At 72.8% G+C, this 26688-nt stretch carries 31 protein-coding genes and 1 pseudogene; 24 read left to right on the plus strand and 8 right to left on the minus strand.

Translation table 11 applies throughout. The features are described from left to right. The first annotated feature begins 88 nt into the window (after positions 1–88). Together D2L64_RS10470 and D2L64_RS10475 are read left to right on the plus strand one after the other, a co-directional pair. A complete protein-coding gene (locus D2L64_RS10470; RefSeq protein ID WP_119575153.1) occupies positions 89–364 on the plus strand; it encodes a type II toxin-antitoxin system Phd/YefM family antitoxin in 276 nt (91 codons plus the stop codon). Beyond that, positions 361–618 carry a Txe/YoeB family addiction module toxin gene (locus tag D2L64_RS10475; RefSeq protein WP_119574867.1) on the plus strand — a complete coding sequence of 86 codons (258 nt, stop codon included), beginning with the start codon at positions 361–363 and terminating at the stop codon, positions 616–618. Before D2L64_RS10470 ends, D2L64_RS10475 begins: the two co-directional genes overlap by 4 nt. 32 nt (positions 619–650) lie before the next feature. Here the strand turns inward: D2L64_RS10475 and D2L64_RS28375 are convergent. After that, positions 651–797: pseudogene (locus D2L64_RS28375) on the minus strand (site-specific integrase); the annotation flags it as partial. 145 nt (positions 798–942) lie between these two features. On the opposite strand from D2L64_RS28375, the gene D2L64_RS10480 reads away from it, so the two are divergent. Then, positions 943–1509, plus strand: a complete 567-nt coding sequence (locus D2L64_RS10480) for an NUDIX hydrolase (RefSeq protein WP_119574869.1) — start codon at positions 943–945, stop codon at positions 1507–1509. A gap of 469 nt (positions 1510–1978) precedes the next feature. Further along, entirely contained in the window at positions 1979–2419 is a 441-nt protein-coding gene (locus D2L64_RS27250) for a DUF3592 domain-containing protein (RefSeq protein ID WP_158603493.1), read from the plus strand. Positions 2420–2470: 51 nt separating this feature from the next. Here D2L64_RS27250 and D2L64_RS10490 read toward each other — a convergent pair whose 3' ends face one another. Beyond that, the gene (locus D2L64_RS10490; protein ID WP_119574873.1) at positions 2471–3316 is read right to left on the minus strand and encodes a trypsin-like serine protease; all 846 of its coding nucleotides are present in this window, start codon (positions 3314–3316) and stop codon (positions 2471–2473) included. Positions 3317–3373: 57 nt separating this feature from the next. After that, a complete protein-coding gene (locus D2L64_RS10495) occupies positions 3374–4075 on the minus strand; it encodes a TetR/AcrR family transcriptional regulator C-terminal domain-containing protein (protein ID WP_119574875.1) in 702 nt (233 codons plus the stop codon). 93 nt (positions 4076–4168) lie between these two features. Here D2L64_RS10495 and D2L64_RS10500 point away from each other — a divergent pair, with 93 nt between their 5' ends. Continuing rightward, complete coding sequence (locus tag D2L64_RS10500) at positions 4169–4903, plus strand: DUF4386 domain-containing protein (RefSeq protein WP_119574877.1); 735 nt, start codon at positions 4169–4171, stop codon at positions 4901–4903. Between the two features lie 38 nt (positions 4904–4941). Further along, a complete protein-coding gene (locus D2L64_RS10505; protein WP_119574879.1) occupies positions 4942–5433 on the plus strand; it encodes a hypothetical protein in 492 nt (163 codons plus the stop codon). 23 nt (positions 5434–5456) lie between these two features. On the opposite strand, the gene D2L64_RS10510 is transcribed toward D2L64_RS10505, so the two are convergent. Further along, a complete protein-coding gene (locus tag D2L64_RS10510) occupies positions 5457–6260 on the minus strand; it encodes a prepilin peptidase (RefSeq protein ID WP_119574881.1) in 804 nt (267 codons plus the stop codon). 592 nt (positions 6261–6852) lie between these two features. Between D2L64_RS10510 and D2L64_RS10515 the strand changes: the two genes are divergently transcribed. The 12 genes from D2L64_RS10515 (at position 6853) to D2L64_RS10570 (ending at position 15819) form a co-directional block, all read left to right on the plus strand. Further along, positions 6853–7419: a hypothetical protein gene (locus tag D2L64_RS10515; RefSeq protein ID WP_119574883.1), complete on the plus strand. Its 567-nt coding sequence runs from the start codon at positions 6853–6855 to the stop codon at positions 7417–7419. 131 nt (positions 7420–7550) lie between these two features. After that, on the plus strand, positions 7551–8441 hold the full coding sequence (locus D2L64_RS10520; protein ID WP_119575155.1) for a hypothetical protein: 891 nt from the start codon (positions 7551–7553) through the stop codon (positions 8439–8441). Then, positions 8438–9103 carry an SAF domain-containing protein gene (locus D2L64_RS10525; RefSeq protein WP_119574885.1) on the plus strand — a complete coding sequence of 222 codons (666 nt, stop codon included), beginning with the start codon at positions 8438–8440 and terminating at the stop codon, positions 9101–9103. Before D2L64_RS10520 ends, D2L64_RS10525 begins: the two co-directional genes overlap by 4 nt. After that, positions 9103–9903: a P-loop NTPase family protein gene (locus D2L64_RS10530; protein WP_119574887.1), complete on the plus strand. Its 801-nt coding sequence runs from the start codon at positions 9103–9105 to the stop codon at positions 9901–9903. Before D2L64_RS10525 ends, D2L64_RS10530 begins: the two co-directional genes overlap by 1 nt. Continuing rightward, positions 9893–11419 (plus strand): CpaF family protein, encoded by a 1527-nt coding sequence (locus D2L64_RS10535; protein ID WP_119574889.1) that lies wholly within the window; start codon positions 9893–9895, stop codon positions 11417–11419. The genes D2L64_RS10530 and D2L64_RS10535 overlap by 11 nt, the downstream gene beginning before the upstream one ends. A 30-nt stretch (positions 11420–11449) precedes the next feature. Then, a complete protein-coding gene (locus tag D2L64_RS10540) occupies positions 11450–12328 on the plus strand; it encodes a type II secretion system F family protein (RefSeq protein WP_119575157.1) in 879 nt (292 codons plus the stop codon). After that, positions 12325–13188, plus strand: a complete 864-nt coding sequence (locus D2L64_RS10545) for a type II secretion system F family protein (RefSeq protein WP_119574891.1) — start codon at positions 12325–12327, stop codon at positions 13186–13188. Before D2L64_RS10540 ends, D2L64_RS10545 begins: the two co-directional genes overlap by 4 nt. A gap of 27 nt (positions 13189–13215) precedes the next feature. Continuing rightward, positions 13216–13413, plus strand: coding sequence for a hypothetical protein (locus D2L64_RS10550; RefSeq protein ID WP_119574893.1), 198 nt, complete (start codon positions 13216–13218; stop codon positions 13411–13413). Positions 13414–13475: 62 nt separating this feature from the next. Beyond that, positions 13476–13859 (plus strand): TadE/TadG family type IV pilus assembly protein, encoded by a 384-nt coding sequence (locus D2L64_RS10555; protein WP_233558910.1) that lies wholly within the window; start codon positions 13476–13478, stop codon positions 13857–13859. Continuing rightward, positions 13844–14311, plus strand: coding sequence for a TadE/TadG family type IV pilus assembly protein (locus D2L64_RS10560; RefSeq protein WP_119574897.1), 468 nt, complete (start codon positions 13844–13846; stop codon positions 14309–14311). Before D2L64_RS10555 ends, D2L64_RS10560 begins: the two co-directional genes overlap by 16 nt. After that, the gene (locus tag D2L64_RS10565) at positions 14308–14733 is read left to right on the plus strand and encodes a pilus assembly protein TadG-related protein (RefSeq protein ID WP_119574899.1); all 426 of its coding nucleotides are present in this window, start codon (positions 14308–14310) and stop codon (positions 14731–14733) included. Before D2L64_RS10560 ends, D2L64_RS10565 begins: the two co-directional genes overlap by 4 nt. A gap of 15 nt (positions 14734–14748) precedes the next feature. Next, positions 14749–15819, plus strand: a complete 1071-nt coding sequence (locus tag D2L64_RS10570) for a LysM peptidoglycan-binding domain-containing protein (RefSeq protein WP_119574901.1) — start codon at positions 14749–14751, stop codon at positions 15817–15819. Positions 15820–15836: 17 nt separating this feature from the next. Here the strand turns inward: D2L64_RS10570 and D2L64_RS10575 are convergent, their stop codons facing one another. Beyond that, on the minus strand, positions 15837–16688 hold the full coding sequence (locus D2L64_RS10575) for a Rieske 2Fe-2S domain-containing protein (protein WP_119574903.1): 852 nt from the start codon (positions 16686–16688) through the stop codon (positions 15837–15839). Between the two features lie 129 nt (positions 16689–16817). Here D2L64_RS10575 and D2L64_RS10580 point away from each other — a divergent pair, with 129 nt between their 5' ends. Further along, a complete protein-coding gene (locus D2L64_RS10580) occupies positions 16818–17564 on the plus strand; it encodes a crotonase/enoyl-CoA hydratase family protein (protein WP_119574905.1) in 747 nt (248 codons plus the stop codon). Between the two features lie 107 nt (positions 17565–17671). Here the strand turns inward: D2L64_RS10580 and D2L64_RS10585 are convergent, their stop codons facing one another. From D2L64_RS10585 to D2L64_RS10595, 3 genes are all read right to left on the minus strand, one after another. Beyond that, positions 17672–19147, minus strand: coding sequence for a dihydrolipoyl dehydrogenase family protein (locus tag D2L64_RS10585; RefSeq protein ID WP_119574907.1), 1476 nt, complete (start codon positions 19145–19147; stop codon positions 17672–17674). Positions 19148–19275: 128 nt separating this feature from the next. Then, positions 19276–20598 (minus strand): cryptochrome/photolyase family protein, encoded by a 1323-nt coding sequence (locus D2L64_RS10590; RefSeq protein WP_119574909.1) that lies wholly within the window; start codon positions 20596–20598, stop codon positions 19276–19278. Then, on the minus strand, positions 20595–21503 hold the full coding sequence (locus D2L64_RS10595) for a phytoene/squalene synthase family protein (protein WP_119574911.1): 909 nt from the start codon (positions 21501–21503) through the stop codon (positions 20595–20597). The genes D2L64_RS10590 and D2L64_RS10595 overlap by 4 nt, the downstream gene beginning before the upstream one ends. Positions 21504–21567: 64 nt before the next feature. On the opposite strand from D2L64_RS10595, the gene D2L64_RS10600 reads away from it, so the two are divergent. From D2L64_RS10600 to D2L64_RS10620, 5 genes are all read left to right on the plus strand, one after another. Further along, positions 21568–22722 (plus strand): polyprenyl synthetase family protein, encoded by a 1155-nt coding sequence (locus D2L64_RS10600; RefSeq protein WP_119574913.1) that lies wholly within the window; start codon positions 21568–21570, stop codon positions 22720–22722. Positions 22723–22742: 20 nt separating this feature from the next. Beyond that, complete coding sequence (gene crtI / locus D2L64_RS10605) at positions 22743–24224, plus strand: phytoene desaturase family protein (protein WP_199714498.1); 1482 nt, start codon at positions 22743–22745, stop codon at positions 24222–24224. Next, the gene (gene idi, locus D2L64_RS10610; RefSeq protein ID WP_119574917.1) at positions 24224–24811 is read left to right on the plus strand and encodes an isopentenyl-diphosphate Delta-isomerase; all 588 of its coding nucleotides are present in this window, start codon (positions 24224–24226) and stop codon (positions 24809–24811) included. The genes crtI and idi overlap by 1 nt, the downstream gene beginning before the upstream one ends. Then, entirely contained in the window at positions 24801–25751 is a 951-nt protein-coding gene (locus D2L64_RS10615; RefSeq protein ID WP_119574919.1) for a MerR family transcriptional regulator, read from the plus strand. Before idi ends, D2L64_RS10615 begins: the two co-directional genes overlap by 11 nt. A gap of 75 nt (positions 25752–25826) precedes the next feature. Further along, complete coding sequence (locus D2L64_RS10620) at positions 25827–26609, plus strand: polysaccharide deacetylase family protein (RefSeq protein WP_119574921.1); 783 nt, start codon at positions 25827–25829, stop codon at positions 26607–26609. Positions 26610–26688 lie beyond the last annotated feature (79 nt).

The raw sequence follows: 26688 nt of genomic DNA on the forward strand, positions 1-26688 counted from the left end.
GGCTCGTACAGCATCGAAGCACAGCATCACCCAGGAGCAAGGCAGGACATCTGAGGTACAGTTTCCTGTACTTGCCCTGGAGGTGGTCATGCGGACCGTGAACTTCACCCAGCTACGCCAGAACCTGGCTGCCGAACTCGACAGCGTCATCGACGACGCCGAGGAAGTGGTGGTGACCCGGTCAGGCCACGAGCCGGTGGTGATCGTGTCGCTTGCCGAGTACGAGTCGATGAAGGAAACCGAGTACCTCCTGCGCAGCCCCAGCAACGCCGCAGCCCTCCGCCGATCGATCGCCGAGCTTGAGCAGGGCGACACGACCGAGCGGGAGCTGGCCGACCCGGACGCCATGCGAGACGTCGCGTGAGGCTGGTCTTCACCGAGACAGCCTGGAGCCAGTACCTCAGCCACACCGACCGCAAGCTGATCAAGCGCATCAACGATCTCATCGCCGATGTGATGCGCAACGGGTACGAGGGCATCGGAAAGCCGGAGCCTTTGCGGGGCGAACTGTCCGGCTTCTGGTCCCGCCGAATCGACCGCGAACACCGGCTGGTGTACCGGATCACCAAGGACGATGTCGAGATCATCGCCTGCCGGTACCACTACGGCGACCGGTAACGGATCAGCCTGAAACCAGCGGCGTCCGGCCGTCATCGGTCGAGCGTCTGACCGAGCCGCTTGAGCGCGTCGCGGGTGGCCGCCGAGGACACCACCGTGTAGATCTACATCGTGATGGCGAACTGGACGTGCCGGAGGATCTGCATCGCCACCCGGGGGTGCACGTCCAGGTCCGCCACCTGCTCGTCGAGGCGAGGTGCCACCAGTTGGTAGCGGCCGACGACTTGAGACCGCATGCCCCCGGCGGGGTTCGTCGTACACCGAGTCGAACCGGCGGCGTGCCGTGCGGCAGCGGCTCGGTACCGCCGGTCGGATACTGGCCGGATGGTGGAGGAACAGGGCATCGGATCGACGCGGTGGACGATCCACGGTGAGCGGGTGGTGGACGCTGGTCGACGGGCCCGGTTGAGCATTGCTGACGTGGAGTTGCCGGATGGGGTGCGCTTTGAGCAGTACGTGATTCGGGCGCCTCGGTCGGCGATGGTCGCGGTGCTTGACGTTCAGGAACGGCTGTTGCTGATGCGGCGGCATCGGTTCGTGTTCGATCGGTGGGTGTGGGAGCTGCCCGGTGGCTACGTCGACGAGGGGGAGGATCCGGCGGCGTGTGCGGTCCGGGAGGTGGAGGAGGAGACCGGGTGGCGTCCGGATGCGGTCGAGCCGTTGCTATCGTTTCAGCCGTGGGTGGCGACCGCGGACGCGGAGAACCTGCTGTTCCATGCCAGGAGCGCGGAGCACATCGGTGCTCCAGTGGATGTCAACGAGGCCGAGCAGATCGCCTGGATCCCGCTGGAGGAGGCACGGCAGCTCGTCTCCCAGGGTGAGATCGTCGGTGCGGGCACGGTGATCGCGGTGTTGGAGCTGGTCACGCGCAAGGCCCGGGGCGAGCTGTAGTCAGCGACGCTGGCCGAGGGCCGCGTCGGTGCGGGTGATGAAGTGTCGGACGGCGGGTCGGCGGCGGTGTGGCGTGAGGTCCGTTCGCAGGTCGCGGACCGACGATCGCGGCGGCGTGGTTCGCATGATGGCACCTCCGGCCCACTCGTCCGCAGGTCAGCGGCGCTTCGGGCGTCGGTGGAGCCGCGATCCGGCCCGTACGGCAGCGGCCAGGAGAGGCAACACGCTCCACCGGAGGTACAGTTTTCTGTACCTGCCTGGAGGTTTCGCCGTTGTGGCGGTTTCCCGCTGCTCCGGGCCTCGCTGTTTCGACGAAACGGCGAGGGAACTCACACCGGGCCCGGGCAGGGTTGTTGCCCGGGGCGGGCAGGATGGCGGCGTGGGTTGGCGGGACAGGCGCAGGCGGGGCAGGCGCAACGGGAGCACGCCACGCCGCCGATGGCTGCCCGGGTACTGGCTGCGCCATCCGATGACCGGCTTCGTGGTGCTGGTCGCCGTGGCGGCGATGTTCGTACTCTCCGGGGCGCAGTCCGCGTACCGGACCTACCGGCTGGACAAATACGGCGCGCAAGCCCAGGCGACCGTACGTGAGGTGCATCGACTGGGGCGCGACTCGTACGTGCTGGTCGTCTTCGGCACCGCCGACGGCCGGGACGTCGTGGCGGCGGTGACCGACTACCGCTGGGATCCGGAACCGCAGGTCGGCGACGTGACCCCGGTGCGGTACGACCCGGCCGACCCGCGACACAACGTACGCGACGAGCGCGCCGGTGGCGGCTACTTGGACGCGGTCTTCGACATCGTCCTGGGGTCGGTGCTGGGGGTCGGCGGCGGCGGGCTGCTCTGGCGCAGCTGGTCGACGTGGCGGGAGAACGCCGAGGACTGGCGGACCGGACACCACTTCGCCTGACACCGGTCCGGCGGGGGCTCGCGGAGGAGCACCCGCCGGCCGGGTGCCGGTTCAGCTGACGGTGGCGAGCCAGTCCTGCACGACCGGGATCTCGACCCGCTGGTAGCCGCCGAGGTAGCGGCAGTTGCTGGTGTAGCCGTAGCTGGTGACCGCGACCAGGTACCCGTTGAGGAAGGTCGGGCCCCCTGAGTCACCGAAGCAGGTGCCGCCGCCGCCCCGGGTGTCGTTCGGGTTGCCGTTGAGCTGCAGGACCTGCGGGGTGAGCTTCTGCCCCGGCGAGGTCGTGTAGCGGCGGATCAGCGGGTAGCTCATCGGCTCCGGCTTCTGCGGGCCCGCCGCCGGCTTGCGTACCTCGGTGCCGTAACCCACCACGCCGAAGACGGTCTTGTTGAGCTTCGGCTGCGCGAACTGGTCGAGGTAGCCGGTCGGCGCCACCGTCGCGGGGACGATCCCGGTCACCGGCGTGTCCAGCACCACCACGCCGACGTCGTTCCAGTTGTCCAGGTCGGTGAAGTCCGAGTACTCGGGGTGGGTGAGCGCGGTGCCGGAGCGGTAGCCGGCCGCGGCCAGTTCCTCGGCCGTGTAGCCCACGCTCGGGTCGGCCGCCGGCGGCAGCGGGTTCGGCGGCGCTTCGGCGATGACCGTGTCGAAGGTGACCAGGGTCTTGCCGAGCGTGCCCAGGGTGCAGTGCGCGGCGGTGAGCAGGACGGTCGGCGAGACGAGCGTGGCCGAGCAACGGTAACGACCGGTCTCGTCGTAGAAGAGGATCAGACCGACGTTGGGGTGCCGGTCGCCGTCGGGCTCTCCGCCGGTGATGGCTGCTGCCGGCGTGGCGGTGGCGATCAGCGCGAACGTCGAGACGACGATCGCGGCGAGGGTACGACGCAGTGCTCTCATGCCGGGCCAAGCGGGATTCGCGGACGTCGCGTTACATCGCCCGGGGATTCGGGCCGGTCAGCCGCGGGCCCGTTCGAGGCCGTCGAAGAGCAGGTCGAGGGTGAACTCGAACTCGACCTGGCTGTCGCACCAGCCGAGGGTCGGATCCGCGGCGTCGTGTGCCTCGGCCGCCACCATCGCGGTCAGGTGCGGCAGCTGCTCGGCCATCGCGGCGAGTTCCGCCTCGGCGGCCTCGACGTCAGCCTGGCCGCCGGCCGACGCGGGTCGGAAGACCTCCTGGGCGAAGCCGAGCGCGAGGCTGCCGAACGCGTGCAGCGCCCGGTGGGCGATGCGGTAGCTGAACCCGCCGTCGAGCAGGGTGGCGATGATGCCGTCGTAGTAGGCGTACACCTCGGCGGGGATGTTCGGGCGGGAGCTGAGCAGCGCGGGCGCCCAGGGGTGGCGCAGCATCACCACTCGGGCGGCGAGGAACCGCTGGCGCAGGCGGGCACGCCAGTCCTCGCCGTCCAGGGTGGCGTCGACCGCCGCGACGGCGGCCAGGATCTCGGTGACGACCGCCTCGGCGAGGCCGTCGAGCAGGCCCTCCTTGCCGGGCAGGTGGTAGTAGAGCGACATCGCCTCGACGCCGACCTCGGCGGCCAGCCGGCGCATGGTCAGCGCGGTCAGCCCCTCCGCGTCGACCAGCGCGGTGGCGGCGGCGAGGGCTCGCTCACGGCTCAGCGGCTCACGCGGTTTCCGTACGCCCATTCGGCTTTCCATCTTCCCTTGACCTTACATCGTATGGTTGCCTTACGTCGTAAGGCAGTGCTGCCGGAAAGCGGCGGACCACCCAGCACAATCGAAGGAGTCGAGATGCATCTGCTGATCCGCACCGCCCGGACGACCGGGTTGCTCTACCTCGGCCTGGCCATCGCCGGTGCGCTGGGTTTCCTCACCATCCGGCCCCAGCTCTTCGCCGCCGGTGACCCCGAGGCGACCCTCGCCCACCTGGTCGGCAACGAGTCCCTCGCCCGCGTCGCGATCATGCTCGAACTGCTCGTCGTACTCGCCCAGACCGGCACCGCCGTCTGGTTCTACCGGCTGTTCCGCGGCGTCGACACCACCGCCGCCGGCTGCATCGCCGCGTTCGGCATGGTCAACGCCATCGCGATCCTCGGTAGCGCCGCGCTCCTCGCGACCGCCACCCAGGTGGCGACCGAGCCGTTCGGCGACGCCGCCCACACCGTCCAGTTGCTCTACCTGATCAGCGGAAACCTCTGGGTCGTGGGCGGGCTCTTCTTCGGGCTCTGGCTGGTACCGATGGGTTGGTGTGTGCTCCGATCCGGCTGGCTGCCCCGACCGCTCGGCTGGGTTCTCGTCGTCGGGGGTGGCGGCTACCTGCTCAGCACGTTCGTCGCGTACCTCGCTCCGAACGCAAAGGTCGTCGCGGACCTGCTGGTGATCCCGGCCACCGTCGGCGAGTTCTGGATCCTCGGCTACCTGATCATCGTGGGCGTCCGGCGCTCGGCGACCACCACGCCGGGCCCGGAGGCGGGCCGGTCGGCTCGCCAAGTCGTTGATCCGGTTGTGCCGGCCGCCCACCGGTGACCACGGTGGGGGGCGCCGACCTACCGGGAGGGACGCCGATGACCAGTGAACGCGAGACCGTCGAGGTCGACCCCGCGCTGTTCCAAGCCGTCTACGACTCGCCCGCCTCGCTGCCGGGCCAGCACCGGTGGACCACCCCGGAATCCGACGTACGGCGGATCGAGAAGCTGCTCGGCATGCCACCCCGCACCATCGGCGCCCCGCTCTGGGTCAGCGGTGACCAGCCGGACTGCCCGAAGTGTGGTCGCCGGATCACCTGGTACGACATCGTCGCCTCGGCCCTCAAGGAGGTGCACGACCCGGCGATGATCGCCACGGTGATCCTCGGCGACCGCCGGTACGTCAACACCGGCCTACCCGCCGCCATCCCCGGCGTACGCTGCACCGACTGCCGCTCCCCGATCGACGGGCTGCGCAGTTTCAAGTGCCACAACTGGGCGTACGCCTTCGAGGAACTGGCGGCCGTCCGGCAGCGGATGGCCGGCGGGTCAGCCCCCGACGCGGCGGCTGGGTCGACGGCCGGGGGGTGACGGCGCCGCCCGACGCGGCACACTCACCACACGAGCAGCAGCGCACCGAGCGTGCCCAGCACCAGGTACGGCCCGAACGGCAGGTGACTGCTCCAGCGGGCCCGCCGGGTGACCAACAGGCCGAGGGCGACCAGGCCGGACAGCGTCACCGCGAGCAGTAGCCCGAGCACCGGGGTGGCCCAGCCGTACCAGCCGAGCAGCGCGCCCGCGCCCAGCGCGAGCTTGGCGTCGCCGATGCCGAAGCCCCGGGCCCCGAGCAGCAACGTGGTGAGGGCGAAGAATCCGGCCAGGCTGAGGCCGGCGGCGGTGGCGCGCAGCCAGGGCTCCGACCCAGCGCCGGTCACCGCGGCCAGCCCGAGCAGCAGCCAGGTGCCGGCGGCGGCTGGCCAGGTGAGCCGGTCGGGCAGCCGGTGCACCGCCAGGTCCACAAAGCACAGCGGTACGGCGAAGGCCAGCCACCACGCCGCGGCCGCCAGTTCGGTGGTGGGTGGGCCGGTCAGGAGCAGTACGACGGCCGTGGCGGCGGCCAGTTCGACGGTGCCCGGCGGTGGGCCGACGCGGGCGGTGCAGCCGCCGCAGCGGGCGGTCGGGCCGAGCACCGGCCACGGGCGGTCCAGGCCGATCGGAGTGCCGCAGGCGTCGCAGCCGGTACGACGACTGGTCCCGGTCGGTACGGCGTGCCGGACGACGGCGTAGCGCAGCAGCGGGGTGAGCGCCAGGACGGCCAGCGGTCGAGGTCGACCGGGTCGGATCGGCGGCCGGGGTCGACCGGGTCGGATCGGCGGCGGCTGGTGCGGCACCGATTCGGTGGCGTGGGACCGGGTCATGCCGACCTCCGGGGGACGAAAGCGAACACGGTAGGTAGTCTGCCCGGTCGGATCGGGTGGTGGTCCGAACGTTGACGGACGGGACTCCGACGGCCGGAATCGGCTCGGCCGAAACGCACCGACGCCGGGGATGCAATTCCCACAGAATGCAATTGACGATCGACTTGGACCGCATTTGTGGGGGACGGATCGGGCACATGCCATTTCCCGCACCATCGCGAACGGATCGGCGACGGTCGGCCCGGAGAGCGGTTGCACCGCCCCGCACGCCGCGCCGAACGAGCGCGGGGGCGACCTCGACAGCCACCGGCAATCTCCCCGGCAACCATCCGACACCACCACCCTCCATCACTCAGAGTGTTCGCTTGAATTGCCTCTGTTGCATCGGCCGGCGTCAGCTTATGCTCGCCCCTTGGATGTGAGGCAACCCACGTCCAACCGCCACGACACCCAGGACAGTGCATTTGTAGAAGATCCGTAAGGGTAAATGCGGCCGCGTATCGAACCGGGCCGGAGACGACCTTCCGGTCGCGTTGCCGCATGCCCGGGACCGGCGGCGGCCGCCGGGTCGGTTACCGAGGAGGGCACGAGGGTGCGAGCACGGCAACTGAGCCGCTGGACGGCCGGCTTGGTCGCGGTGGCCGCGGTCGGCACGACCACCGCCTGCGGCAGCCCGCCGGAGACGTCCGGCACCGTCCCGACAGACCGGAACAGGCCCGTCGGCACCGAACGTGCCGCCGACGAGAAGGCCGCGGAGAAAGCGGCCCTGAAGGCGTACGACGGGTACCTGACCGCGTCGCGGGCGGCGAGTCGGCACAGCGACCCACAACATCCGGACCTGACCCGGTTCCTCGCCGACCCGCTGCTCACCCGGGTCCGGCTGAGCCTGCGGCAGGCCCGCGCCAACGGCGCGGTCAGCGCCGGCGCCCTGCGCTCCAACCCCGAGGTCATCTCCGTCGACCTGACCGCCAAGCCGCCGACGGTGGAAATCCAGGACTGTGTCGACGCCACCGGCTACCGGCTGGTCTACGTCGCCGATGAGAAGGTCGTGCCGGGCACCCGGGGCACCCGGCACCTGGCCACCGCCACCGCCACCCGCTATCCCGACGGCCGTTGGCTGATCAGCACCGGCTCGGCCCACCAGGACCAGCCGTGCTGACCCGGGCGGCGGACCACCTCGCCCGGCACCACGCCGACCAGTGCGCCGCTGGTGGCCGGAGCACCGCTGGTGGCCGGAGCACCGCTGGCAGTCGGCCCGGGCGTCGGCGGAGGGCCGGGGGCATCCGCCGGATGCTGCTCGGCGGCGCACTGACGCTGCTGCTGGTGACCGGTCCGGCGGTACCGGCCACCGCCGACCCCGGTGCCGGCTGCCCACCCGCCCAGCCCAACTGCGACGTCTGGGACGACGACCCGGGCATCCCCGGCGGCGGCGGAAACGGTGGCGACAACGGCGGGAACAACGGCGGCGGGGGTGGCGGCGACGGTGTCTGCCGGTGGAACGGCCGTACCATCCCCTGTTACGACGAGGACCTCGGCTGGTTCAACAACAGCGACGGCTGCTACTACAAGCTCGCCGAGCCGCAGCAGGAAGCCCCCGACGGCTGGCAGTGGTACGTGCTGAGCTGCAACGGCGGCGCGGTGGGCGACCAGCGGATGGAACTGCGGGAAGGACCGCCGCCGGGCTTCGGCGCCCCACCGGACCCGGACGAGTTGGCCCGTCGGGCGCTCGCCTCGATCAGCCTGCTCGGGCCGAACGCGTCGGTCGCGCCCCGCAAGCGCGTCGGTCCGGGGCTGGTCGGCCTGCCGGTCTGGATGTGGGCCAGCGCCGGCGCCAACTACTTCGGCCCGCTGAGCGCCTCCGCCTCCGACCGGGGCCTGACCGTCACCATCCGGGCCGAGGTCGACGAGATCGTCTGGGACATGGGCAACGGTGACCGGGTCCGCTGCGACGGTCCCGGCACCCCGTACGACCGCACCAGCCGGCACGCCGGTCGGCCCTCCCCCGACTGCGGCTACGACAAGGGCTACGCCAGGGCCGGCACCTACCGGGTCCAGGGCACCCTGCCCTGGACCGTCACCTGGCGCAGCAGCCGCGGCGAGACCGGGCAGATCCCAGACGTCGTCCGCACCACCGGCACGATCGACATCCAGATCAACGAGCTTCAGGTGGTGACCCGATGAGCGTGGCGACCCGCGACGGAACCTCCCCGGTGGACGCGCCCGTCGCCCCGCCCAAGGTGGTCCGGCAGCGCCGGGTCCGCCCCGGGCTGCTCGGCCTGGCCGTACTGCTGATCGCCCTCGGTGGACTCGGCTCGGCGTTCGCGGTCACCTCGGTCCGCGCCACCGGCAGCTACCTGGCGGTCGCCCGCAGTGTCGAGGTCGGCAGCGTGCTCGGCGCCGACGACCTGGTGTCGGTGCAGGTGGCCGGCGGGCAGGGGCTCGACCCGGTACCGGCCGGTCGGCTCGCCGAGGTGGTCGGCATGCGCGCCGCCGTCGCGCTCGCCCCCGGCACGCTGCTGACCATGGCGCAGCTCACCGACGCGCCGCTGCTCGGCCCCGGTCAGCAGCAACTCGCCCTCGGGCTGCGAACGGCACAGGTACCGGCGCCCAAACTCCGCCCCGGCGACCAGGTCCTGCTGGTCAGCACCCCCCGCGACGACAACAGCGGCGGGGGCTCGTCCACCGGCACAACCCGGTTCACCGCGACCGTCACCGACGCCGTCAGCACCGACGGCCGCGACGAGGTGGTGGTCTACCTGGCGCTGGCGGTACGGGACGTACCGGCCGTGGTGGCGTTGGCCGCCCAGGACCGGATCGCGGTCGTGCTGACCAAGGCGGCCTGATGGCGATCATCGCGCTGGTCTCGGCCAAGGGCTCGCCGGGGGTGACCACCACCGCGCTGGCCTGCGCGCTGAGCTGGCACCGGCGGGTGGTCCTCGCCGAGTGCGACCCGGCCGGCGGCTCCATCCTCGCCGGCTACCTGGGCGGCGCGCTGGACGGCCCGCGTGGCATCGGTGAGCTGGCCGTCGGGGAGCTGCGCGACGGCAACCTGGAGACCGCGTTCTGGTCGCAGCTGGTCGACCTGGACGCGCCGCGCCGGGAACGCCTGCTGCTGCCCGGGGTCGTCGACCCCGCCCAGGCCGGCAGCGTCGTCCCGCTCTGGCAACGGTTCGCCGACTTCTTCACCGGCCTGGAACACGGCGACCCGCCGTACGACGTGGTCGTCGACTGTGGTCGGCTGCACGTGGCCGGGCCGCCGTGGCCGCTGCTGCGGGCCGCCTCGGTGGTGCTGGTGGTCACCCGCGCGCAGTTGCCCGACCTGTCCGGCACCCGGGCCATGCTCCAGGCCCTCGAACGGGACTTCGCCGAGCACCGGGTGGAGCCGGGCACGCTGCGGCTGCTGCTGGTCGGCGGCGGGCACGGCAAGAGCGAGATCAGCAAGGCGCTACGGCTGCCGGTGATCGCCCGGCTGCCACACGACCCGCGTACCGCCGAGGTGTTGAGCCTGGGTGGCACGGTGCGGGCCGGACGCCCGCTGCTGCGCGCGGCCCGCGAGCTGGAGGTGCCGGTCGGCGCCCTGCTGGAACGGCGGCGGGCCCGGTTGGCCTGGCCGGTCGCCCAGGGGGTGCCCGATGCGCTTTGAGCCGGTCTCGTCGGATCCACGCCGGCAACCGCCCGGCGCCACCTCCATCGCACCGCCGTTGCCGGTGGCCAACGGACGGCACCCGGCGCTGCCGGCCCTGCCCGCCCCGCCCGCGCCCGAACCGCCGCCCCGGCCCCGGTTGGACTACCAGGTGGTCCGGGAGCTGCGGCGGGAGCTGAGCGAACGGCTCACCCGGTGGGAGCGCGGCCGCGAGTTCAGCGTCGACGAGGAGGACACCGAGCGGGCCCGGCTGGCGGTACTGCTGGTCGCCGAGTACGCCGACTCGGTGCGCCGGGCCGGCACCCCGATGGCCGCCGGTGAGGAACGCCTGCTGCTCGACCAGGTCACGGCCGAGCTGGCCGGTCTCGGTCGACTCCAGACGCTGCTCGTCGACGACACCATCGAGGAGGTGCACATCCTCGGCTGCGATCAGGTACGCATCACCCGGCACGGCGGCGGCGTCGACTGGGCCGAGCCGATCGCCGACAGCGACGACGAGCTGGTGGAGATCCTCCAGGCGGCGGCCCGACGGGCCGGTGCCACCGAACGTTCGCTGTCCACCTCGAAGCCCACACTGGACCTGCAACTGCCCGACGGCAGCCGGCTGGCGGCGGTGTTCCTGGTCAGCCACCGCCCGTACGCGGTGATCCGGAAGCACAACACCCTCGATGTGACCCTGGACGACCTGGCCGGCACCCGGGGCGACCTGGACGAGATGGTCGACCCGCTGCTGCGCGACTTCCTCCGTGCGTCGATGCGGGCCGGGCTGAACATCATGGTCGCCGGGCTGGCCGGTGCCGGTAAGACCACCGTCATCCGGGCGCTGATGAGCGAGATCCCGCCCGACGAGCCGTACGTGCTGCTGGAGGAGAGCCGGGAGCTGCTGCCGGCCCGGCGTACCGAACGCCACCGGGCGGTGATGAGCTTCGAGGCCCGCGAGGGACACGGTGAACGCGGCCCGGACGGTCGACCCGCCGGTGAGGTGAGCATCGCCGACCTGATCCCGGTCTCGCTACGGATGGGCGTGCTGCGGATCATCGTCGGCGAGGTGCGGTCCCGGGAGATCGTGCCGATGCTCCAGGCGATGACCACCAGCCGGGGATCGATGTGCACGATCCACGCGCGTACCCCCGGCGGGGTCAGCGAGCGGATCATCGAGTTGGCGCTGGCGCACGGCCGGGAGATGACCGTCGACCAGGCCCGCCGGATGGCCGGCAACGCCCTCGACCTCATCGTCTACGTCACCGTCGAGGACGAGACCGGCATCGGCGGGCGCAAACACCGGTTCGTCTCGCACGTCGAGGAGGTCCTCGGCGTCGGCGAGAGCAGCCGGATCACCACCACCCGGGTGTTCGGTCCCGGGCCGGACGGCCGGGCGGTTCCCCGTCACCTGCCGGAGCGGGTCCGTGACCAGTTGCTGCGGGTGGGCTACGACGCCCGGCTGCTGAGCCGCTGGATCGAGGCCGGGCAGGGCGCCTGGCGCCGGCCCAAGCAGACCCGACTGGGCCGGCGGTGAGTCGTGCGTGACGACATCGAACTGATCGCCATGGTTTCCGGGGCGGCCTGCGTGGCCGGTCTGGTGCTGGTGGTCGTCGCGCTGGTCGGCACCCGCCGCCCGCCCGGTCCCGCACCGGGCGCCGGACCGGGACTCAGCCGGCTGTGGCGCGGCTCCGGCACCACTGTCCGCGAACAGCAGACCCACCAGACGCTGCTGGTCGGCGCGGTGGTCGCGGGCGCGCTGGCCTTCCTGCTGACCGGGCTGCCGGTGGTCGGCCTGCTGGTCGCGATCGCGGTGCCCGGCACCCCGTGGCTCTTCTCGGTGGGCCGGTCCGAGCAACGCGCGATCGCCCGGATCGAAGCGGTCGGCGAGTGGGCCCGCCGGCTCAAGGACGTCTCCGCCACCGGCCAGGGACTCCAGCAGGCGGTCATCGGTACGGTCGGCACCGCGCCGGAGGAGATCCAGGAGGAGGTACGCCTGCTCGCCGCCCGGCTCCAGGCCGGCTGGCTGGCCCGTTCGGCCCTGCTGGCGTTCGCCGACGAGATCGGCGACCCGGTCTGCGACCAGGTGGTCGCCGCGCTCATCCTGCACCTGACCGACCGGGGTGAACGGCTCGGCGACGTGCTCAGCTCGATCGCGACGGCGGCGGCGGCCGAGGTCGCCACCCGCCGGGAGATCGAGGCCAAGCGGACCCAGCCCCGGTTCGCGGTCCGGTTCCTCACCGGGATGACCCTGGCCACCATCGCGTACGGGCTGTTCAACGCCGAGTACGTGGAGCCGTACGGCACGCCGCTCGGCCAGCTCGTGATGGCGATCCTCGGCGCCGCCTTCATCGGCCTGCTGGCCTGGGTGCGCTCGATGAGCCAACCACCCCGGCCGGCCCGCTTCCTGCCGGCCCCCGACCCCGACGAGGCGGTGGTGGCGTGAACCTGCACCTCTTCCTCGCCGTGGTCGGCGGGGCCACGATCGGGCTGGGCGTGTTCCTGGTGGTACGCGAACTGGTGCCGGCCACCCCCGCGCTCGGTCCGGCGCTGCGCCGGCTGCACCCGCCACCGGGAACGACCCGGGTCGGCCCGGCCGACCGCCAACTGGACTGGCTCACCGGGTTGGCCCGCTGGCTGCGCCCGCCGCACCGGCAACTGGCCCTGCTCGACCGCACCCCGGAGCAGTACGCGCTCTCCCTGCTGCTGTCGGCGCTGATCGGGCTGGCCGCACCGGCCCTGCTCAGCTTCTCGCTGTTCGCCGTCGGCATCTCGCTGCCGGTGGCCGTACCGGTCCTCGGCAGCCTCGGCCTGGCGGCGCTCTGCGCCCTGCTGGCACACCGCGCGGTGGTGACCCGGGCGGAGGCGGCCCGCGACGAGTTCCGCCAGGCCGTCTGCACCTACCTGGATCTCGTCGCGTTGCAGCTCTCCGCCGCGCACGGGCCGGTGCAGTCGCTGGAACGGGCGGCGGCGATCTGCGAGGGCTGGGTCTTCGACCGGATCTCCGAGGCGCTGCGGATGGCCCAGATGCAGATGCACTCCCCGTGGGACGAACTGCGCGACCTGGCCGACCGGGTCGGCATCCCGGAGTTGGGCGACGTCGGCGCCATCATGCGTTCCTCGGGCAGCGAGGGCGCCCAGGTACACGAGACCCTGCGCAGCCGCGCCGACTCGCTGCGCGACCAGATCCGTACCGACAACCTGGCCCGCGCCGAGGGGGTGACCAGTCGGCTCGACATCCCCGGCGCGCTGCTGGTCTTCGTCCTGCTCGGCTTCGCCATCTACCCGTTCCTGGCCCGCCTCTAGTCCGCACCCCGAGTCAAGGAGACCCCGATGTCCGTCCTCACCTACCTACAGGCCGCGCTACGTGCGCGGCTGGCCGAGCTGTCCGGTGATCGCGGCGACAGCCCGGTACCCACCGCTGTGATCATCTTCGGACTGGTGGCTGCCGCGCTGGCGGTGACCGCCCTCGCCCTCACCGCGGCCGAGAACTGGATGGACGCCATCCCCGGCCCGCCGTCGGGTGGGTGACGGTGCGCCTTCTCCGGTACGGCCGGTGGTGCCGAGGGGCGTTCGCCTCCCGGCACCGTCGGCTGCCCGGCGACGGCGAACGCGGTGGCAACCCGGTCGAACTGGCGGTGGTGATGCCGGCGATCCTGGTGATGCTGTTCGCCTCGATCCAGGTTGCCGCGGTCTTCGTGGCCCGCTCGACCGCGCTCAACGCCGCACAGAGCGCCGTCAACGCCCAGCGGCTGCATCAGGCCGCACCGAACGCCGGTGCCGAGCGGGCGACGAGGTTCCTCAACCAGGCGGGCGACTGGCTGGTCGGCTGGGAGAACCCGGGGCCCAGCTGCGTCACCACGGCCACCGACGTGACCTGCTCGGTGACCGGGCGGTCCCTGTCGATCGTGCCGGGCGTCAGTTTCTCGATCCGGCAGACCGCGCACGGGACGGTGGAGCGATGGACCGAACCATGAGCCGAGGCTCGGTCTCGATCGAGGTGGCGGTGCTGGCACCGGCGTTCGTGGCGATGATGGTGCTGGCCGGTGTCGCCGGACGTACCGCAGTGGCCCACGAGGCGCTCGAGACCGCCGCGCACGACGCCGCCCGAGCCGCCTCGATCTCCCGGGACGCCGCCACGGCCCGACGGGAGGCCCAGGCGGCGGCCCGTCAGCAGCTCGACTGGCGGGGCGTGTCCTGCGTCGGCGCCCCGCAGGTCACCTTCCGGGGTAGCGTCGACGGCCGCTCCACCAGCTTCAACGCGGCGTTCGCCAGCGCCGTCGGGCAGGACGCCTCGGTCACCGTCACCCTCGCCTGCACGGTGTCCTACCGGGACATCCGGCTCTCCGCGCTGGACGGTATGCCGACCAGCAACCGGATCACCGTCTCGTTCACCTCCCCGCTGGACCGTTACCGGAGCCGGCGATGACGACCGGGCGCGATGATCAGGGGCGGGTCAGCATCTTCCTCGCCGTGGCCCTGGTCGGGGTGCTGGCCATCATCGGCATGGCCTTCGACGGCGCGGGTCAGCTGCGTACCCTCCAACGCGCCGAGAACCTGGCCGCCGAGGCCGCCCGCGCGGGTGGCCAGGCCATCGACCTGGCGGCCGCGATCGAGGGCGGCCCCAAGCGGATCGACCAGGGCCAGGCCCGCCGGGCCGTCGAGGACTACCTCTCCGCCGCCGGGGCCAGCGGCCACACCGTGAACTTCCCGGTGGTCGGCGGCGAAACCCTGATCCGGGTACGCGTCACGATCACCTACCGCCGGGCCATGCTCGGCCTCCTCGGCTTCTCCAACACCGTCACCGTCTCCGGAGAGGCGACCGCGCGGGCCCTGACCGGGGTTCCCTAAGGAAGGAAGGTAGCCATGGCCGCATCGGGTGGTACCGCGCTACGGCGGGCCGGTCGGGTGCTGACCGGCTTCGGTGCACTCGTCGTACTGGTCGGCCTGCTGGTCGGCGGACCGATCGCGTTGCTGGCCTTCGCCGGCAACCCGTTGCCCGACCACGTACCCACGCTGGCCGAGATCGGCACCACCCTGACCAGCCGGGACGACGGTCAGCTCTTCCTGCGGGCGCTGGCGCTGGCCGGCTGGTTCGGCTGGGCCACGTTCGCCCTCTCCGTACTGGTGGAGTTGGCTGCCCAGTCGCTGCGCCGGCCGGCGCCCCGGCTGCCCGGGATGGGTCGGCAGCAGCGGGCCGCGGCCGCCCTGGTCGGGTCGGTGGCGCTGATCCTCGCCGCCAGCCCGGCCGCGACCGCCGCCACCACCGGATACGCCGCTCCCGCGTACGCCCCGCCCCCGGCGGCGGCGACGGCGCTCGCCCCGGCGGCAGTCACCCCGGCGACTACGCTCACCACGACGACGGCGGCGGCCGACGCCCCGGTCTACCGGGTGGCCAAGGGCGACTATCTCGGGAAGGTCGCCGACCGCTATCTCGACGACTTCGACGACTACCGCAGGATCGCCGCCCTCAACGACCTGCGAAACCCGGACCGGATCCGCCCCGGCCAGCTGATCAAGCTGCCAACGGAGGCACGCGACCAGGGCGCCCGGGCACACGCCACGGGTCGCCTGGTCAGCCCCGACACGGCACCGGTACGGCCCGCGCCCGGTCCGGCCGACCCGGCACGAGGGGAGGGCGCGGCCCCGAAGCCGGCCTCCTCCGAGCAGTGGCAGCCGACGGTGCCGCGCGACGAGGTGTCGGACAATCACCCACCGGTGGTGACGGTCGGCGCGGCCCGGGCCGGCGAACCCGACCGGGTGAACCGGCCGCTGGCCATCTCCGCGGTACTCGCCGTGGCCAGCATCGTCGGCGCCCAGATCGGCGCCGTGCTGGGTCTGCGTCGCCGCCCGGTCGCGGTATCGGTCGTACCTCGACAGCACGTGCCGAGCGGGCCGCCCCGCGAGCTTCCGGTGGGCCGGCACCGCAAGGACTGACGATCCGGCAGGCCGGATCAGGGCAGTCGCGCCTCCAGCCTGCCGTTCACCACGCGACTGGGCAGGATCTGCTGGTCGTTGGAGGATGGGCCGTGCACCACCTCGCCACCGTTGAGGCGGAACGTGCTGCCGTGCCACGGGCAGACCACACAGGCGTGCCCGTCGATCTCGGTCACCTCGCCCGCACCGAGCGGGCCGCTCTGGTGCGGGCAGCGTTCCAACATCACGGTCACGTCGTCCCCGTGCCGGTAGAGGATCACCGACACGTCGTCGACCTTGCGGGTGACCAGTTCCCGCTGCGGCAGCGTGTCCATCTCGGCGACCGAGTGCCAACCTTCGCTGATCAGGTGCAGGTCGGAGACGCTCACGTTCACCTGGGCGCCCTGCTTGTACGCCAGGTGCCCGCCCACGTACGCGCCCGCGCTGGCGGCGCCGAGGCCGAGGAAGCCGAGCGTACGGCCGAGGTTGTGCCGGCCGGACAGTCGCGCGGCCAGCGACCCGCCGTACAGGGCCAGTGCGACGGTGTTCGACGCGGCGTGCACCAGGCCGACGCGGCGCTGGTCACGGGCGAGCGCCGCCCAGTCGTTGAGTCCCGCGACGGCAGCCGGCACGGCGCTGGCGGTGCCGACCGCGACCAGCGCGGTGGCCGCGCGGCGCTGGCCGGGCAGCAGGTCCAGTACGGCCGCACTCATCCAGGAGCCGACGGTCACCTGCACCATCGCCGGATGCAGCGGATGTCCCAGCCAGACGCCGTGCAGCAGGTCGCGGACCCGTTGCCCACGCAGGGTGCCCTGCACCACGCGCTGTAGCCGGTCCCCGAACTGGTCCAGGCGGGAGGCTTGCTCGATCTTCGTCAACAACGCTCGCACGATTGCCGACTTCCCACCCCTCGCCGTGGCAAACAGGTCGTCGAGGACAAATACTCCCGCGTGGTCGTTCGGCCCTCGGGCCGGTCACCCCACTGGCCGCGAAGCCGCCCGACCCGGCATCCTGATGCGATGGCGGTACGGGTGGCGCACGACGGACCGGTGACCACGGTGATCCTGGACCGACCGGCGGCCCGCAACGCGGTCGACGGTCCGACCGCGCGGGCCCTGGCCGACGCGTTCCGCGCCTTCGAGGCCGATGCCGACGCGGCGGTGGCGGTGCTCTGGGGGGCCGGCGGCACCTTCTGTGCCGGTGCCGACCTGAAGGCGATCGGTACGCCCCGCGGTAACCGGGTCGAACCGGACGGCGACGGTCCGATGGGGCCGACCCGGATGATGCTCAGCAAGCCGGTGATCGCCGCGATCTCCGGGTACGCGGTGGCCGGCGGCCTGGAACTCGCGATCTGGTGCGACCTTCGGGTCGCCGAATCCGACGCGGTGCTCGGGGTGTTCTGCCGCCGGTGGGGAGTGCCGCTGATCGACGGCGGCACGTTTCGGTTGCCGAGGCTGATCGGCGAGAGCCGGGCGATGGACCTGATCCTCACCGGCCGCCCGGTGCCGGCGGCGGAGGCGTACGCGATGGGGTTGGTCAACCGGCTGGTCGGCCCGGGCGAGGCCCGGACGGCGGCCGAGCGGCTGGCCGCCGAGATCGCCCGTCACCCGCAGACCTGCCTGCGCAACGACCGCGCCTCGGTGCTGGCCACCGCCGCCCAACCCGAGCCCGAGGCGCTGGCCACCGAGCTGACCTACGGCCTGCACTCCCTGGCCACCGACGCCGAGGCCGGCGCCGCCCGCTTCGCCTCCCGCCCCACCCCCTAAATCCCTCCGCCTCTCCCCTCCCGCCTTCCCCCTCCCCACGTGCCGAAGCCGGACTTGGCGTCGAGGCGTCACCGCTGGGCTGTGCGCCCCTCGACGGGACGCTTCCCTCAGCCCAGGTTGCGCAGGGCCTCGGAGATGGCGCGGTGGAACGTCGGGTACGCGTAGATCATGTGGCGCAGTTGGGCCAGCGGTACGGCCGCGTGGACCGCCACCACCAGCCCGGAGAGCACCTCACCACCGGCCGGACCGACCGAGGTGGCCCCGATCAGCACCCCCTGGTCGGCGTCGGCGACCAGCTTGATGAAGCCACCCTCGTCGGTCTTGTGGATCCAGCCCCGGGTGGACGAGGACAACGGCGAGAAACCGACCTGCACGTTGATGCCCCGCTCGCGGGCCTGCTGCTCGGTGAGGCCGACCGCGCCGATCTCCGGATCGGTGAAGGTGACCCGGGGCAGCGCCCGGTAGTCGGCGCGGGGCACCGAACCCGCCGAGCCACTCGAACCGGTGGCCGCCAGTGAACTGGCCACGCCGACCGCTCCGCCGACCACGCTGGCGGTACCACTGGGATCCGCGCCACCGGCAGCCCGCCGGGCGTGGTCGAGCACGTCGGCGACGACGATGGACGCCTGGTACATGGCGATGTGGGTGAAGGCACCCTCACCGGTCACGTCGCCGACCGCCCAGAGCCCGTCGGCGACGTGCAGCCGGTCGTCCACCGGCAGATACCGCTGGTTCGCGGCCACCCCCACCGTGTCCAGCCCCAACCCGTCGAGGTGCGCCCGACGGCCGGTCACCACGAGCAGCCGCTCGGCGGTGAACTCCGCACCGTCGGTGCCGCGCAGGGCGAACCCCTGCCCGTCGTGCTCGACCCGGGCGGCCTCGACTCCGGTGTGGATCTCCACGCCGTCCGCCCGCAGCGCGGCGGCGGCCACCTCCGACGCCTCCGGTTCCTCCACGGCGAGCACCCGGTCCGCCGCCTCGACCACGGTCACGCGTACCCCGAAGCGGGCGAACACCTGCGCCAGTTCCAACCCGATCGCGCCGCCCCCGAGCACCAGCAGCGACCCGGGCAGGTCGGCGATCTCGACGGCCTCCCGGTTCGTCCAGTACGGCGTGTCGGCCAGGCCGTCCAACGGCGGCACCGACGGGCGGGTGCCGGTGCCCAGCACGATGCCGTGCCGGGCCTGGAACACCCGGTCACCGACGCGCACCCGGCCCGGCCCGTCGAGCCGGCCACTGCCCCGTACGAGGCGCCCACCCTTGTCGGTGAACCGACGTACCGCGGCCCGGTCGTCCCAGTTGTCGGTGGCCTCCTCGCGGATCCGCCGCGCCACCGGCGCCCAGTCGGGACGGACCTGTACGCTGCCGGCCAGGGTGTCGACCCGGCGTGCCTCGGCGACCGCGTTGGCCGCCCGGATCATCATCTTGCTCGGGATGCAGCCCCAGTAGGGGCACTCCCCGCCCACCAGGTTGCGCTCGACACCGACCACGACCAGCCCCGCCTCGGCGAGTCGTCCGGCCACCTCCTCGCCGCCGACGCCCAGCCCGAGCACGACCACGTCCACCAGTTCCGGCTCTGCCATGCCGCCAGCATCGCGCACCGGACGACCGGCGACCAGCCGACCACGCGGCCCCGGCGCAACCAGACCGACCCAGCGCGCAGCGCAAACCAGACCGACCAGCGCACAGCGCAACCGGACCGGCTAAGCGGTCAGCGCAGCCAGACCGGCTCGGCGTCGGGCGGCGCCAGCGGCGGCGGGTAGTCGAGGGTCTGCCGGAGGGCGGCGGGCAGCCGCCAGGGGCGGTGCACCGCCGTACCGGTCACCGCCACCAGCTCCGGTACCCAGCGGCGCACGTACGCTCCGTCCGGGTCGTACCGTTCGGCCTGCCGTACCGGGTTGAACCCCCGGTACGGGCGGGTGTCGTTGCCGGTGCCGGCGACCCACTGCCAGTTGCCCGCGTTGTTGGCCACATCGCCGTCGAGCAGCCACCGGGCGTAGCCGGCCAGTCCGGCCCGCCAGTCCAGGCCGAGCGACTTGGTCAGGAACCCGGCGGTGATCAGGCGGGCCCGGTTGTGCAGCCAGCCCTGCGCGCGTAGTTGCCGCATCCCGGCGTCCACGATGGGCACTCCGGTCCGTCCCTGTTCCCAGGCGGTCCGCGCGTCGTCGTCGTGGCGCCAACGCTCCACCGCACCCCGCCGGTACGCCCTGACGGAGATCTCCGGGAAGGCGGCGGTCACCTGGTAGAGGAAGTCCCGCCAGCAGAGTTGCCGGACGAAGGGCGACAACCGGTCGTCGACGCGGCTCGCCACCGTCAGCGGCGACAGGCAGCCGAACCGCAGGTAGGGACTGAGCCGGGAGGTGGCGTCGCCGGCCATGTCGTCGTGCCGGTCGCCGTAGCCCGCCGCGGTCGGCAACCATCGGTCCAACCGGCGCCGCGCCTCGTCCTCGCCACCGGCCGCCGCCTCCGGTGACTCGCCCCCGGGTTGGGCCGGGAGGCGACCGGCCCGCACCCCGGCGGGGAGCAGTACCCGGGCCGGGGCGGCCAGCTCCGCCCGCCAGGGCTGCCCGGTCCAGGCCCGGTGGTAGGGGCCGAACACCCGGTAGTGGTCGCCGCCGGTCGGCCGCAACGCGCCGGGATCGACCACGGTGAGCCCAGGGAAGAAGCGCAGGCCCAGCCGGTGCCGCGCGCACTCGGCGCGCAACCGTCCGGCCCGCTGTTCGGCGTACCGGGAGACGTCGGCGCTGAGCGCGACGGCCTCGGCGCCCACCTCGCCGGCCAGTCGGACGGTCTCGGCCACCGGGTCGCCGTGCCGGACGACCAGGTCGCCGCCGAGCCCGCGCAGTGCCGCGCGCAGCGCGGTGAGGCTCTGGTGCAGGAACCGGTTCCGGTTCGCCGACCGTCGGGCCAGCGCCGGGTCGAGCACGTACAACGGCACCACCCGGTCGAAGGCGGCGCAGCTGGCGGTCAGCGCCGGGTGGTCGTGCACCCGCAGGTCGCGGGTGAACAGCACGATGGCGGTACGCCCGGTCACCGGGCCGGGCCGGGTAGCGCGACCGGGGTGCCGCTCGGGGTGAGCAGGGCGCGCGCGGCCACCGCCAGCCGACGCCGTTGCGGCACCGTGGCCCGCCGGACGAAGACGTCGTAGTCCTGGGCGGCCACCTCGTCGAGGATTCCGCCGTAGAGCGCGTACGCGGTGCGGATGCAGGACTGCGAGGCGGGTTCCAACAGCACCACCCCCGCGGCGGCGGCCGCGTAGTGCTCCTGGGCCCGGGTCACCTCGTGGCGGATCAGCTCGCGCACCGGTTCGGTCGCCCGGCCGGCGGCCCGGCAGGCCAGCAGGTCGTCGCGGGTCACCCCGAACTCGGCCAGGTCGTCCTCCGGCAGGTACGTCCGGCCCCGGTCCAGGTCCTCGGCCACGTCCCGGATGAAGTTGGTGAGCTGGAACGCGAAGCCCAGCTGGCGGGCCGGTTCGCGGGCCGCCGGCAGGTCCGGGCTGCCCAGGATGGGCAACATCATGGTGCCGATGACCGCGGCCGACCCTTCCATGTAGTCCAGCAGGTGACCGTAGGTGCGGTACGACGCGACGGTCAGGTCCATCGCCATGCTCTTGAGGAACGAGGCGAAGTCCTCGCGGTCGAGGTCGAAGACGGCGATGGTGTGCAGTACCGCCGGTAGCAACGGATCGTCGACCGGTTCGCCGTGCAGCCCGGCCACGAACCGCCCGCCCCAGTCGTCGAGCCGGGTGGCGCGCTCGGCCGGCGGCAGGTCCTCGGTCCGGTCGACGATCTCGTCGGCGTACCGGGTGAATCCGTACAAGGCGTGCACATGCCGTCGTTTCCATGCGGGCAGCAGTCGGGTGGCGAGATAGTAGGTGCGTCCATGCTGTCTGTGCAGCTCACGACACCGCTCGTAGGCAGCGGCGAGGTCCAGCTCCATCGGCCCTCCTCAGAATCGACGCACCAATCGACGCAACTTGCAACCTTAGGGTACGCTCAGCCACATGGCCAACGATCGACTTACGGGTAACCTCCTTCGCGTGGTGCCTGAACAGCCGATCGGTGCAGACGAACCGGTTCTGGCCGTCCTTGCCGCGTACACGCAGGACCTCGTCACGGCCGTCGAGAAGACCCTGACCGACTTCCTGGAGTCCGAGGTCGACGCACTGACCGAGATCGACGCGTCGATGGGTGCGTTCGCGGCCACGGCACGGGACTGCGTCCTCGCCGGCGGGAAGCGCGTCCGCCCGCTCTTCGCCTACTGGGGCTGGCGCGGCGCGGCCGGCGGTGGGGAGCCACTCGACCCGGTGCTGCCCGCACTGGCCACATTGGAGCTACTGCACACCTTCGCGCTGGTCCACGACGACGTGATGGACGCCTCGACCACCCGCCGGGGCCGACCCACCGCCCACGTGGCGGTGGCCGCCCAGCACTCCGCCGCCGGGCGAAACGGCGACTCCGGCCGGTTCGGCGAGGCCGTCGCCGTGCTGATCGGCGACCTCTGCATGGTCTGGGCCGACCAGTTGCTCGCCCAGGCCGCCCTGCCCCCGAACCGGCTGCTGGAGGTACGCCGCGGCTACGACCGGATGCGGGTGGAGACGGTCGCCGGGCAGTACCTCGACATCCTGGGCGAGACCGACCCGGCCAACTGGTCGGTCGACCGGGCGCTGCGGGTGGCCCGCTACAAGACCGCCAGCTACACCGTCCAGCGACCACTGCTCTTCGGCGCCAGCCTGGCCGGTGTGGACGAGGGCGCCCCGCTGGCCGCCGCGTACACCCGCTACGGGCTCGCCGTCGGCGAGGCGTTCCAACTCCGCGACGATCTACTCGGCGTCTACGGCGACCCGACCACCACCGGCAAGCCGGCCGGTGACGACCTGCGCACCGGCAAGCCGACCGCGCTGCTCATGCTGGCCCGCGAGCTGGCCAGCCCGGTCCAGCGACAGGCGCTGGACGGCACCGGCGCACAGTCCGGCGACCCGGAGATCACCCGGCTGGCCGAGGTGGTCACCGACACCGGCGCCGTCGACCGGATCGAGCGGATGATCGACGAACGGGTCGAGGAGGCGTTGAGCGCCCTTGAGGCGGTCACCATCGACGAGACCGCCCGCACCGCGCTCGTCCGCCTGGCCACCGCGGCCACCCACCGGCGGGCCTGATGCACAGGAGGTGGTCGCCGGTGCGGACCGTCGACGGACGTACCGACCGGGTGGTGGTCGTCGGAGCCGGCCTCGGCGGTCTGGCCTGCGCGCTGCACCTGGCCGGCAGCGGACGGCAGGTGACCGTGCTGGAACGCGAGCCGGTGCCGGGGGGCCGGGCCGGCCGACTCAGCGTCGACGGCTACGAGTTCGACACGGGCCCGACCGTGCTGACCATGCCCGACCTGATCGCCGAGGCGCTGGGCGCGGTCGGCGAGGAACTGACCGACTGGCTCGACCTGGTCCCCCTCGATCCCGCCTACCGGGCCTACTACCCGGACGGCTCGACCCTGGACGTGCTCACCGACACGTCCCGGATGGCGGCGGAGATCTCCCGGGTCTGCGGTCCCCGAGAGGCCGACGGCTACCTGCGCTTCGTCGACTTCGCGCGCAACCTGTGGCGGCTGGAGCGGGCCGACTTCATCGAACGCAACTTCGACGCGCCCACCGATCTGCTCACCGCCAACCTGCTCAGGCTGATGGCCACCGGCGCCTTCCGGCGGCTTCAGACCAAGATCGACCAGTTCTTCCGGGATCCTCGGACCCGACGGATCTTCTCCTTCCAGGCGATGTACGCCGGCCTCGCGCCGCACGACGCGTTGGCCATCTACGCGGTGATCGCGTACCTCGACTCGGTGGCCGGGGTCTACTTCCCGCGCGGCGGCATCCACGCCGTCTCCCGGGGCATGGCCGGCGCCGCGGAGAAGCACGGCGTGCAGATCCGGTACGGCACCACGGTGACCCGGGTGGAGACCGCGAACGGCCGCGCCACCGGCGTACTGACCGCCGACGGCGAGTTCGTCCCGGCGGACGCGGTGGTGCTCAACCCCGACCTGCCGGTGGCCTACCGCGACCTGCTCCCCCCGGCCCGTCCCCGCCGGCTCACCTACTCACCGTCCTGCGTCGTGCTGCACGTCGGCTCGACCCAGGGCTACCGTCGGATCGCCCACCACAACATCCACTTCGGTCGGGCCTGGAAGGGCACCTTCGACGAGGTGATCCGGCGCGGCGAGTTGATGACCGACCCATCCCTGCTGGTCACCAACCCGAGCCGGACCGATCCGGCGGTGGCACCCGGCGGCCGGCACACCTACTACGTACTCGCGCCCGTGCCCAACCTCGACCGGGCACCGTTCGACTGGCGGGGCGGCCTCACCACCCGCTACACCGACAGTCTGATCGCCGCCCTGGAAGAGCGCGGCTACGTCGGTTTCGGCGCCGGGGTCGAGGTGCTCCGGGCGGTCACCCCGGCCGAGTGGGCGCAGCAGGGGATGGCGGCCGGCACGCCCTTCGCCGCCGCGCACACCCTCTTCCAGACCGGTCCATTCCGCCCCGCCAACCTGCACCGTTCGCTGTCGAACGTGGTCTTCGTCGGCTCGGGCACCCAACCCGGCGTCGGGGTCCCGATGGTGCTCATCTCCGGCAAGCTCGCCGCCGGCCGGATCACCGGAGGACGGTCCTGATGCCCCAGTCCCGCGAGGGTCACCTGGTCGAGCTGGTGGACGAGACGGGTCAGGCGGTCGGCTCGACCTCCGTGGCCGCCGCCCACCAGCCACCGGGTCAACTACACCGGGCGTTCTCCGTACTGCTGGTGGCCCCGGACGGTCGGGTGCTGCTGCAGCGCCGCGCCCCGGTCAAGACCCGCTTCCCGCTGCGCTGGGCCAACTCCTGCTGCGGCCATCCACTGCCCGGTGAGTCCCTCGCCACCGCCGCCAACCGGCGGCTGCGGGAGGAACTCGGCGCCGGGCCGGTGCCGCTGACCGAGGTCGGGATCCACCTCTACCGCGCCGAGGACCCCGGCACCGGCCGGGTCGAGGTCGAGTACGACCACGTGCTGCGCGGCGAGTTCCGACCGGACCAGCCGCTGCACCCCGACCCCGCCGAGGTCGCGGAGCTGCGCTGGGCCGACCCGGTGACACTGGCCGCCGAGATCGGCGACGATCCCGACTCCTACGCACCGTGGCTGGCGGGCGTGGTCGACCGGCTGCTGCACCCCTCGGAACCGGCCGGAGTGCCCGGCGACGCGCCGGAGCGGCCGGGTGGCCGATGAGGCGCTGAGCGCCGGGGCGGTGGCCCGCCGACTGGGCGTCGCGGTGACCACGTTGCGCACCTGGCACCAGCGGTACGGGCTCGGGCCCAGCCAGCACGTACCAGGACACCACCGGCGCTACACCCCGACCGACCTGGCCCGGCTGGAGGTCATGCGGCGACTCACCGCCGAGGGGGTCAGCCCGGCCGAAGCAGCCCGCTGGGCCCGGCAGACGGCCGACTCGACCGCGCAGCGAGCCACCCCGCGGAGCGGTCCGAGACGGACCCGCGACGGCGGCGGCACGACCATCCCGGTCAACCGCGCCGGGCCGGCGGCGCGCGGTCTGGCCCGGGCCGCGATGCGGCTCGACTCGGCGGCGATCAGCGAGACGATCTCCCGGACCATCGCCGCCGACGGTGTCGTCGCCACCTGGGACCGGCTGCTGCGTCCGGTCCTGGTCGGCATCGGCGAGCGACACGCCGCGACCGGGGGACTGATCGAGGTGGAGCATCTGTTCTCCCGGTACGTGTCGGCGGCGCTCGCCGCGGTCGTGACGGCCCGCCCCGCGCCCGCCGGACGACCGCCTCGGATCCTGCTCTCCTGCGCCGACGAGGAGCAGCACAGCCTGCCGCTGGAGGCGTTGGCGGCGGCGCTCGTCGAGGCCGGCGTCAGCCACCGGATGCTCGGCGCCCGGGTGCCGGTCGCCGCCCTGTTGGACGCGATCGACCGGATCGGCCCGGCCGCCGTGGTGCTCTGGTCGCACACCCGGGCCACCGCCGATCCGGCCCAGCTCACCGCCCTGCTCACCGCGCCGCGTCGACCCTTGCTGGTGCTCGCCGCCGGACCCGGGTGGCAGCCCGAGGCGCTGCCCAGCGGGGTGATGCGCCCGGTCGACCTGGCCGAGGCCGTCACCCTCGCCGTCGCGGTACGCAACTCGCTCGATCGCTCCGCCGCCTCCTGACCCGCCGTCGATCCACCGAAAAGGGATGAACTAGCGTCGGGGGCTACGTACCCGAACCCTTCTCGGGAGCGAACGATGCAATCTCGTGCCCTGCTCGCCTGCGTCACGGGCCTGGCCGTACTGCTGCTCTCCGGCTGCGGCGCGGATCCACCCGAGCCCACCGCGTCGCCCGCCAGCCCACCCCCCTCGGCGGCGCTGCCGCCACAGCCGTCGACACCGACCCCGACCGCCTCGCCGACGCCCACGCTGCGGGCGCTGCCGGCCAAGCTGCCCGCCGGCCTGGTCCGCACCACCGGGGTTTCCCAGGTGGCCCTCACCTTCGACGACGGGCCCGACCCGAACTGGACTCCGAAGGTGCTGGACCGGCTCAAGGCGGCCAAGGTCAAGGCCACCTTCTGCGTGGTCGGCACCCAGGTCCGCAAGCACCCCGAGTTGGTCCGGCGGATCGCCCGGGAGGGACACCAGCTCTGCAACCACAGCTGGAACCACGACTTCGACCTGGCGCGGCGTCCGGTGGCCGAGATCCGCGCCGACCTCGTCCGCACGAACAGGGAGATCCGGCGGGCGGTACCGGACGCGGAGGTGCCGTTCTACCGGCAGCCGGGTGGCCGCTGGACCGCGGAGGTGGTGAAGGTCGCGAAGCGGTTGGGCATGCGGTCGCTGCACTGGACGGTCGACCCGAAGGACTGGGCCCGGCCGACCGCCGCCACGATCGAGAAGCGGGTCGAGCGGGCGGCCCGGCCCGGCGCGGTCGTCCTGTTGCACGACGGCGGCGGCAACCGGGCCGCCACCCTGGCCGCCTGCCGCAAGCTGATCGCCGCGCTGAAGCGCGACCACGGCGTCGCCCGGCTCCGCTAGCCGTCCTCTGGTCGGCGCCGGGTCGCCGCTTCGGCGCCGACCAGAGCCCGCTGACCTGTGGTTTCGTCCGACCTGACGG

The sequence above is a fragment of the Micromonospora radicis genome (assembly GCF_003583405.1).
GTDB lineage: Bacteria > Actinomycetota > Actinomycetes > Mycobacteriales > Micromonosporaceae > Micromonospora > Micromonospora radicis.

What these genes read in the sequence shown, in the direction of transcription:
- D2L64_RS10470 (WP_119575153.1), top strand. Translation starts at nt 89, where the DNA reads ATGCGGACCGTGAACTTCACCCAGCTACGCCAGAACCTGGCTGCCGAA.
- D2L64_RS10480 (WP_119574869.1), top strand. Translation starts at nt 943, where the DNA reads ATGGTGGAGGAACAGGGCATCGGATCGACGCGGTGGACGATCCACGGT.
- D2L64_RS27250 (WP_158603493.1), top strand. Translation starts at nt 1,979, where the DNA reads ATGACCGGCTTCGTGGTGCTGGTCGCCGTGGCGGCGATGTTCGTACTC.
- D2L64_RS10490 (WP_119574873.1), bottom strand. Translation starts at nt 3,316, where the DNA reads ATGAGAGCACTGCGTCGTACCCTCGCCGCGATCGTCGTCTCGACGTTC.
- D2L64_RS10495 (WP_119574875.1), bottom strand. Translation starts at nt 4,075, where the DNA reads ATGGAAAGCCGAATGGGCGTACGGAAACCGCGTGAGCCGCTGAGCCGT.
- D2L64_RS10500 (WP_119574877.1), top strand. Translation starts at nt 4,169, where the DNA reads ATGCATCTGCTGATCCGCACCGCCCGGACGACCGGGTTGCTCTACCTC.
- D2L64_RS10505 (WP_119574879.1), top strand. Translation starts at nt 4,942, where the DNA reads ATGACCAGTGAACGCGAGACCGTCGAGGTCGACCCCGCGCTGTTCCAA.
- D2L64_RS10510 (WP_119574881.1), bottom strand. Translation starts at nt 6,260, where the DNA reads ATGACCCGGTCCCACGCCACCGAATCGGTGCCGCACCAGCCGCCGCCG.
- D2L64_RS10520 (WP_119575155.1), top strand. Translation starts at nt 7,551, where the DNA reads ATGCTGCTCGGCGGCGCACTGACGCTGCTGCTGGTGACCGGTCCGGCG.
- D2L64_RS10525 (WP_119574885.1), top strand. Translation starts at nt 8,438, where the DNA reads ATGAGCGTGGCGACCCGCGACGGAACCTCCCCGGTGGACGCGCCCGTC.
- D2L64_RS10530 (WP_119574887.1), top strand. Translation starts at nt 9,103, where the DNA reads ATGGCGATCATCGCGCTGGTCTCGGCCAAGGGCTCGCCGGGGGTGACC.
- D2L64_RS10535 (WP_119574889.1), top strand. Translation starts at nt 9,893, where the DNA reads ATGCGCTTTGAGCCGGTCTCGTCGGATCCACGCCGGCAACCGCCCGGC.
- D2L64_RS10540 (WP_119575157.1), top strand. Translation starts at nt 11,450, where the DNA reads ATGGTTTCCGGGGCGGCCTGCGTGGCCGGTCTGGTGCTGGTGGTCGTC.
- D2L64_RS10550 (WP_119574893.1), top strand. Translation starts at nt 13,216, where the DNA reads ATGTCCGTCCTCACCTACCTACAGGCCGCGCTACGTGCGCGGCTGGCC.
- D2L64_RS10560 (WP_119574897.1), top strand. Translation starts at nt 13,844, where the DNA reads ATGGACCGAACCATGAGCCGAGGCTCGGTCTCGATCGAGGTGGCGGTG.
- D2L64_RS10565 (WP_119574899.1), top strand. Translation starts at nt 14,308, where the DNA reads ATGACGACCGGGCGCGATGATCAGGGGCGGGTCAGCATCTTCCTCGCC.
- D2L64_RS10570 (WP_119574901.1), top strand. Translation starts at nt 14,749, where the DNA reads ATGGCCGCATCGGGTGGTACCGCGCTACGGCGGGCCGGTCGGGTGCTG.
- D2L64_RS10580 (WP_119574905.1), top strand. Translation starts at nt 16,818, where the DNA reads ATGGCGGTACGGGTGGCGCACGACGGACCGGTGACCACGGTGATCCTG.
- D2L64_RS10585 (WP_119574907.1), bottom strand. Translation starts at nt 19,147, where the DNA reads ATGGCAGAGCCGGAACTGGTGGACGTGGTCGTGCTCGGGCTGGGCGTC.
- D2L64_RS10595 (WP_119574911.1), bottom strand. Translation starts at nt 21,503, where the DNA reads ATGGAGCTGGACCTCGCCGCTGCCTACGAGCGGTGTCGTGAGCTGCAC.
- D2L64_RS10600 (WP_119574913.1), top strand. Translation starts at nt 21,568, where the DNA reads ATGGCCAACGATCGACTTACGGGTAACCTCCTTCGCGTGGTGCCTGAA.
- idi (WP_119574917.1), top strand. Translation starts at nt 24,224, where the DNA reads ATGCCCCAGTCCCGCGAGGGTCACCTGGTCGAGCTGGTGGACGAGACG.
- D2L64_RS10620 (WP_119574921.1), top strand. Translation starts at nt 25,827, where the DNA reads ATGCAATCTCGTGCCCTGCTCGCCTGCGTCACGGGCCTGGCCGTACTG.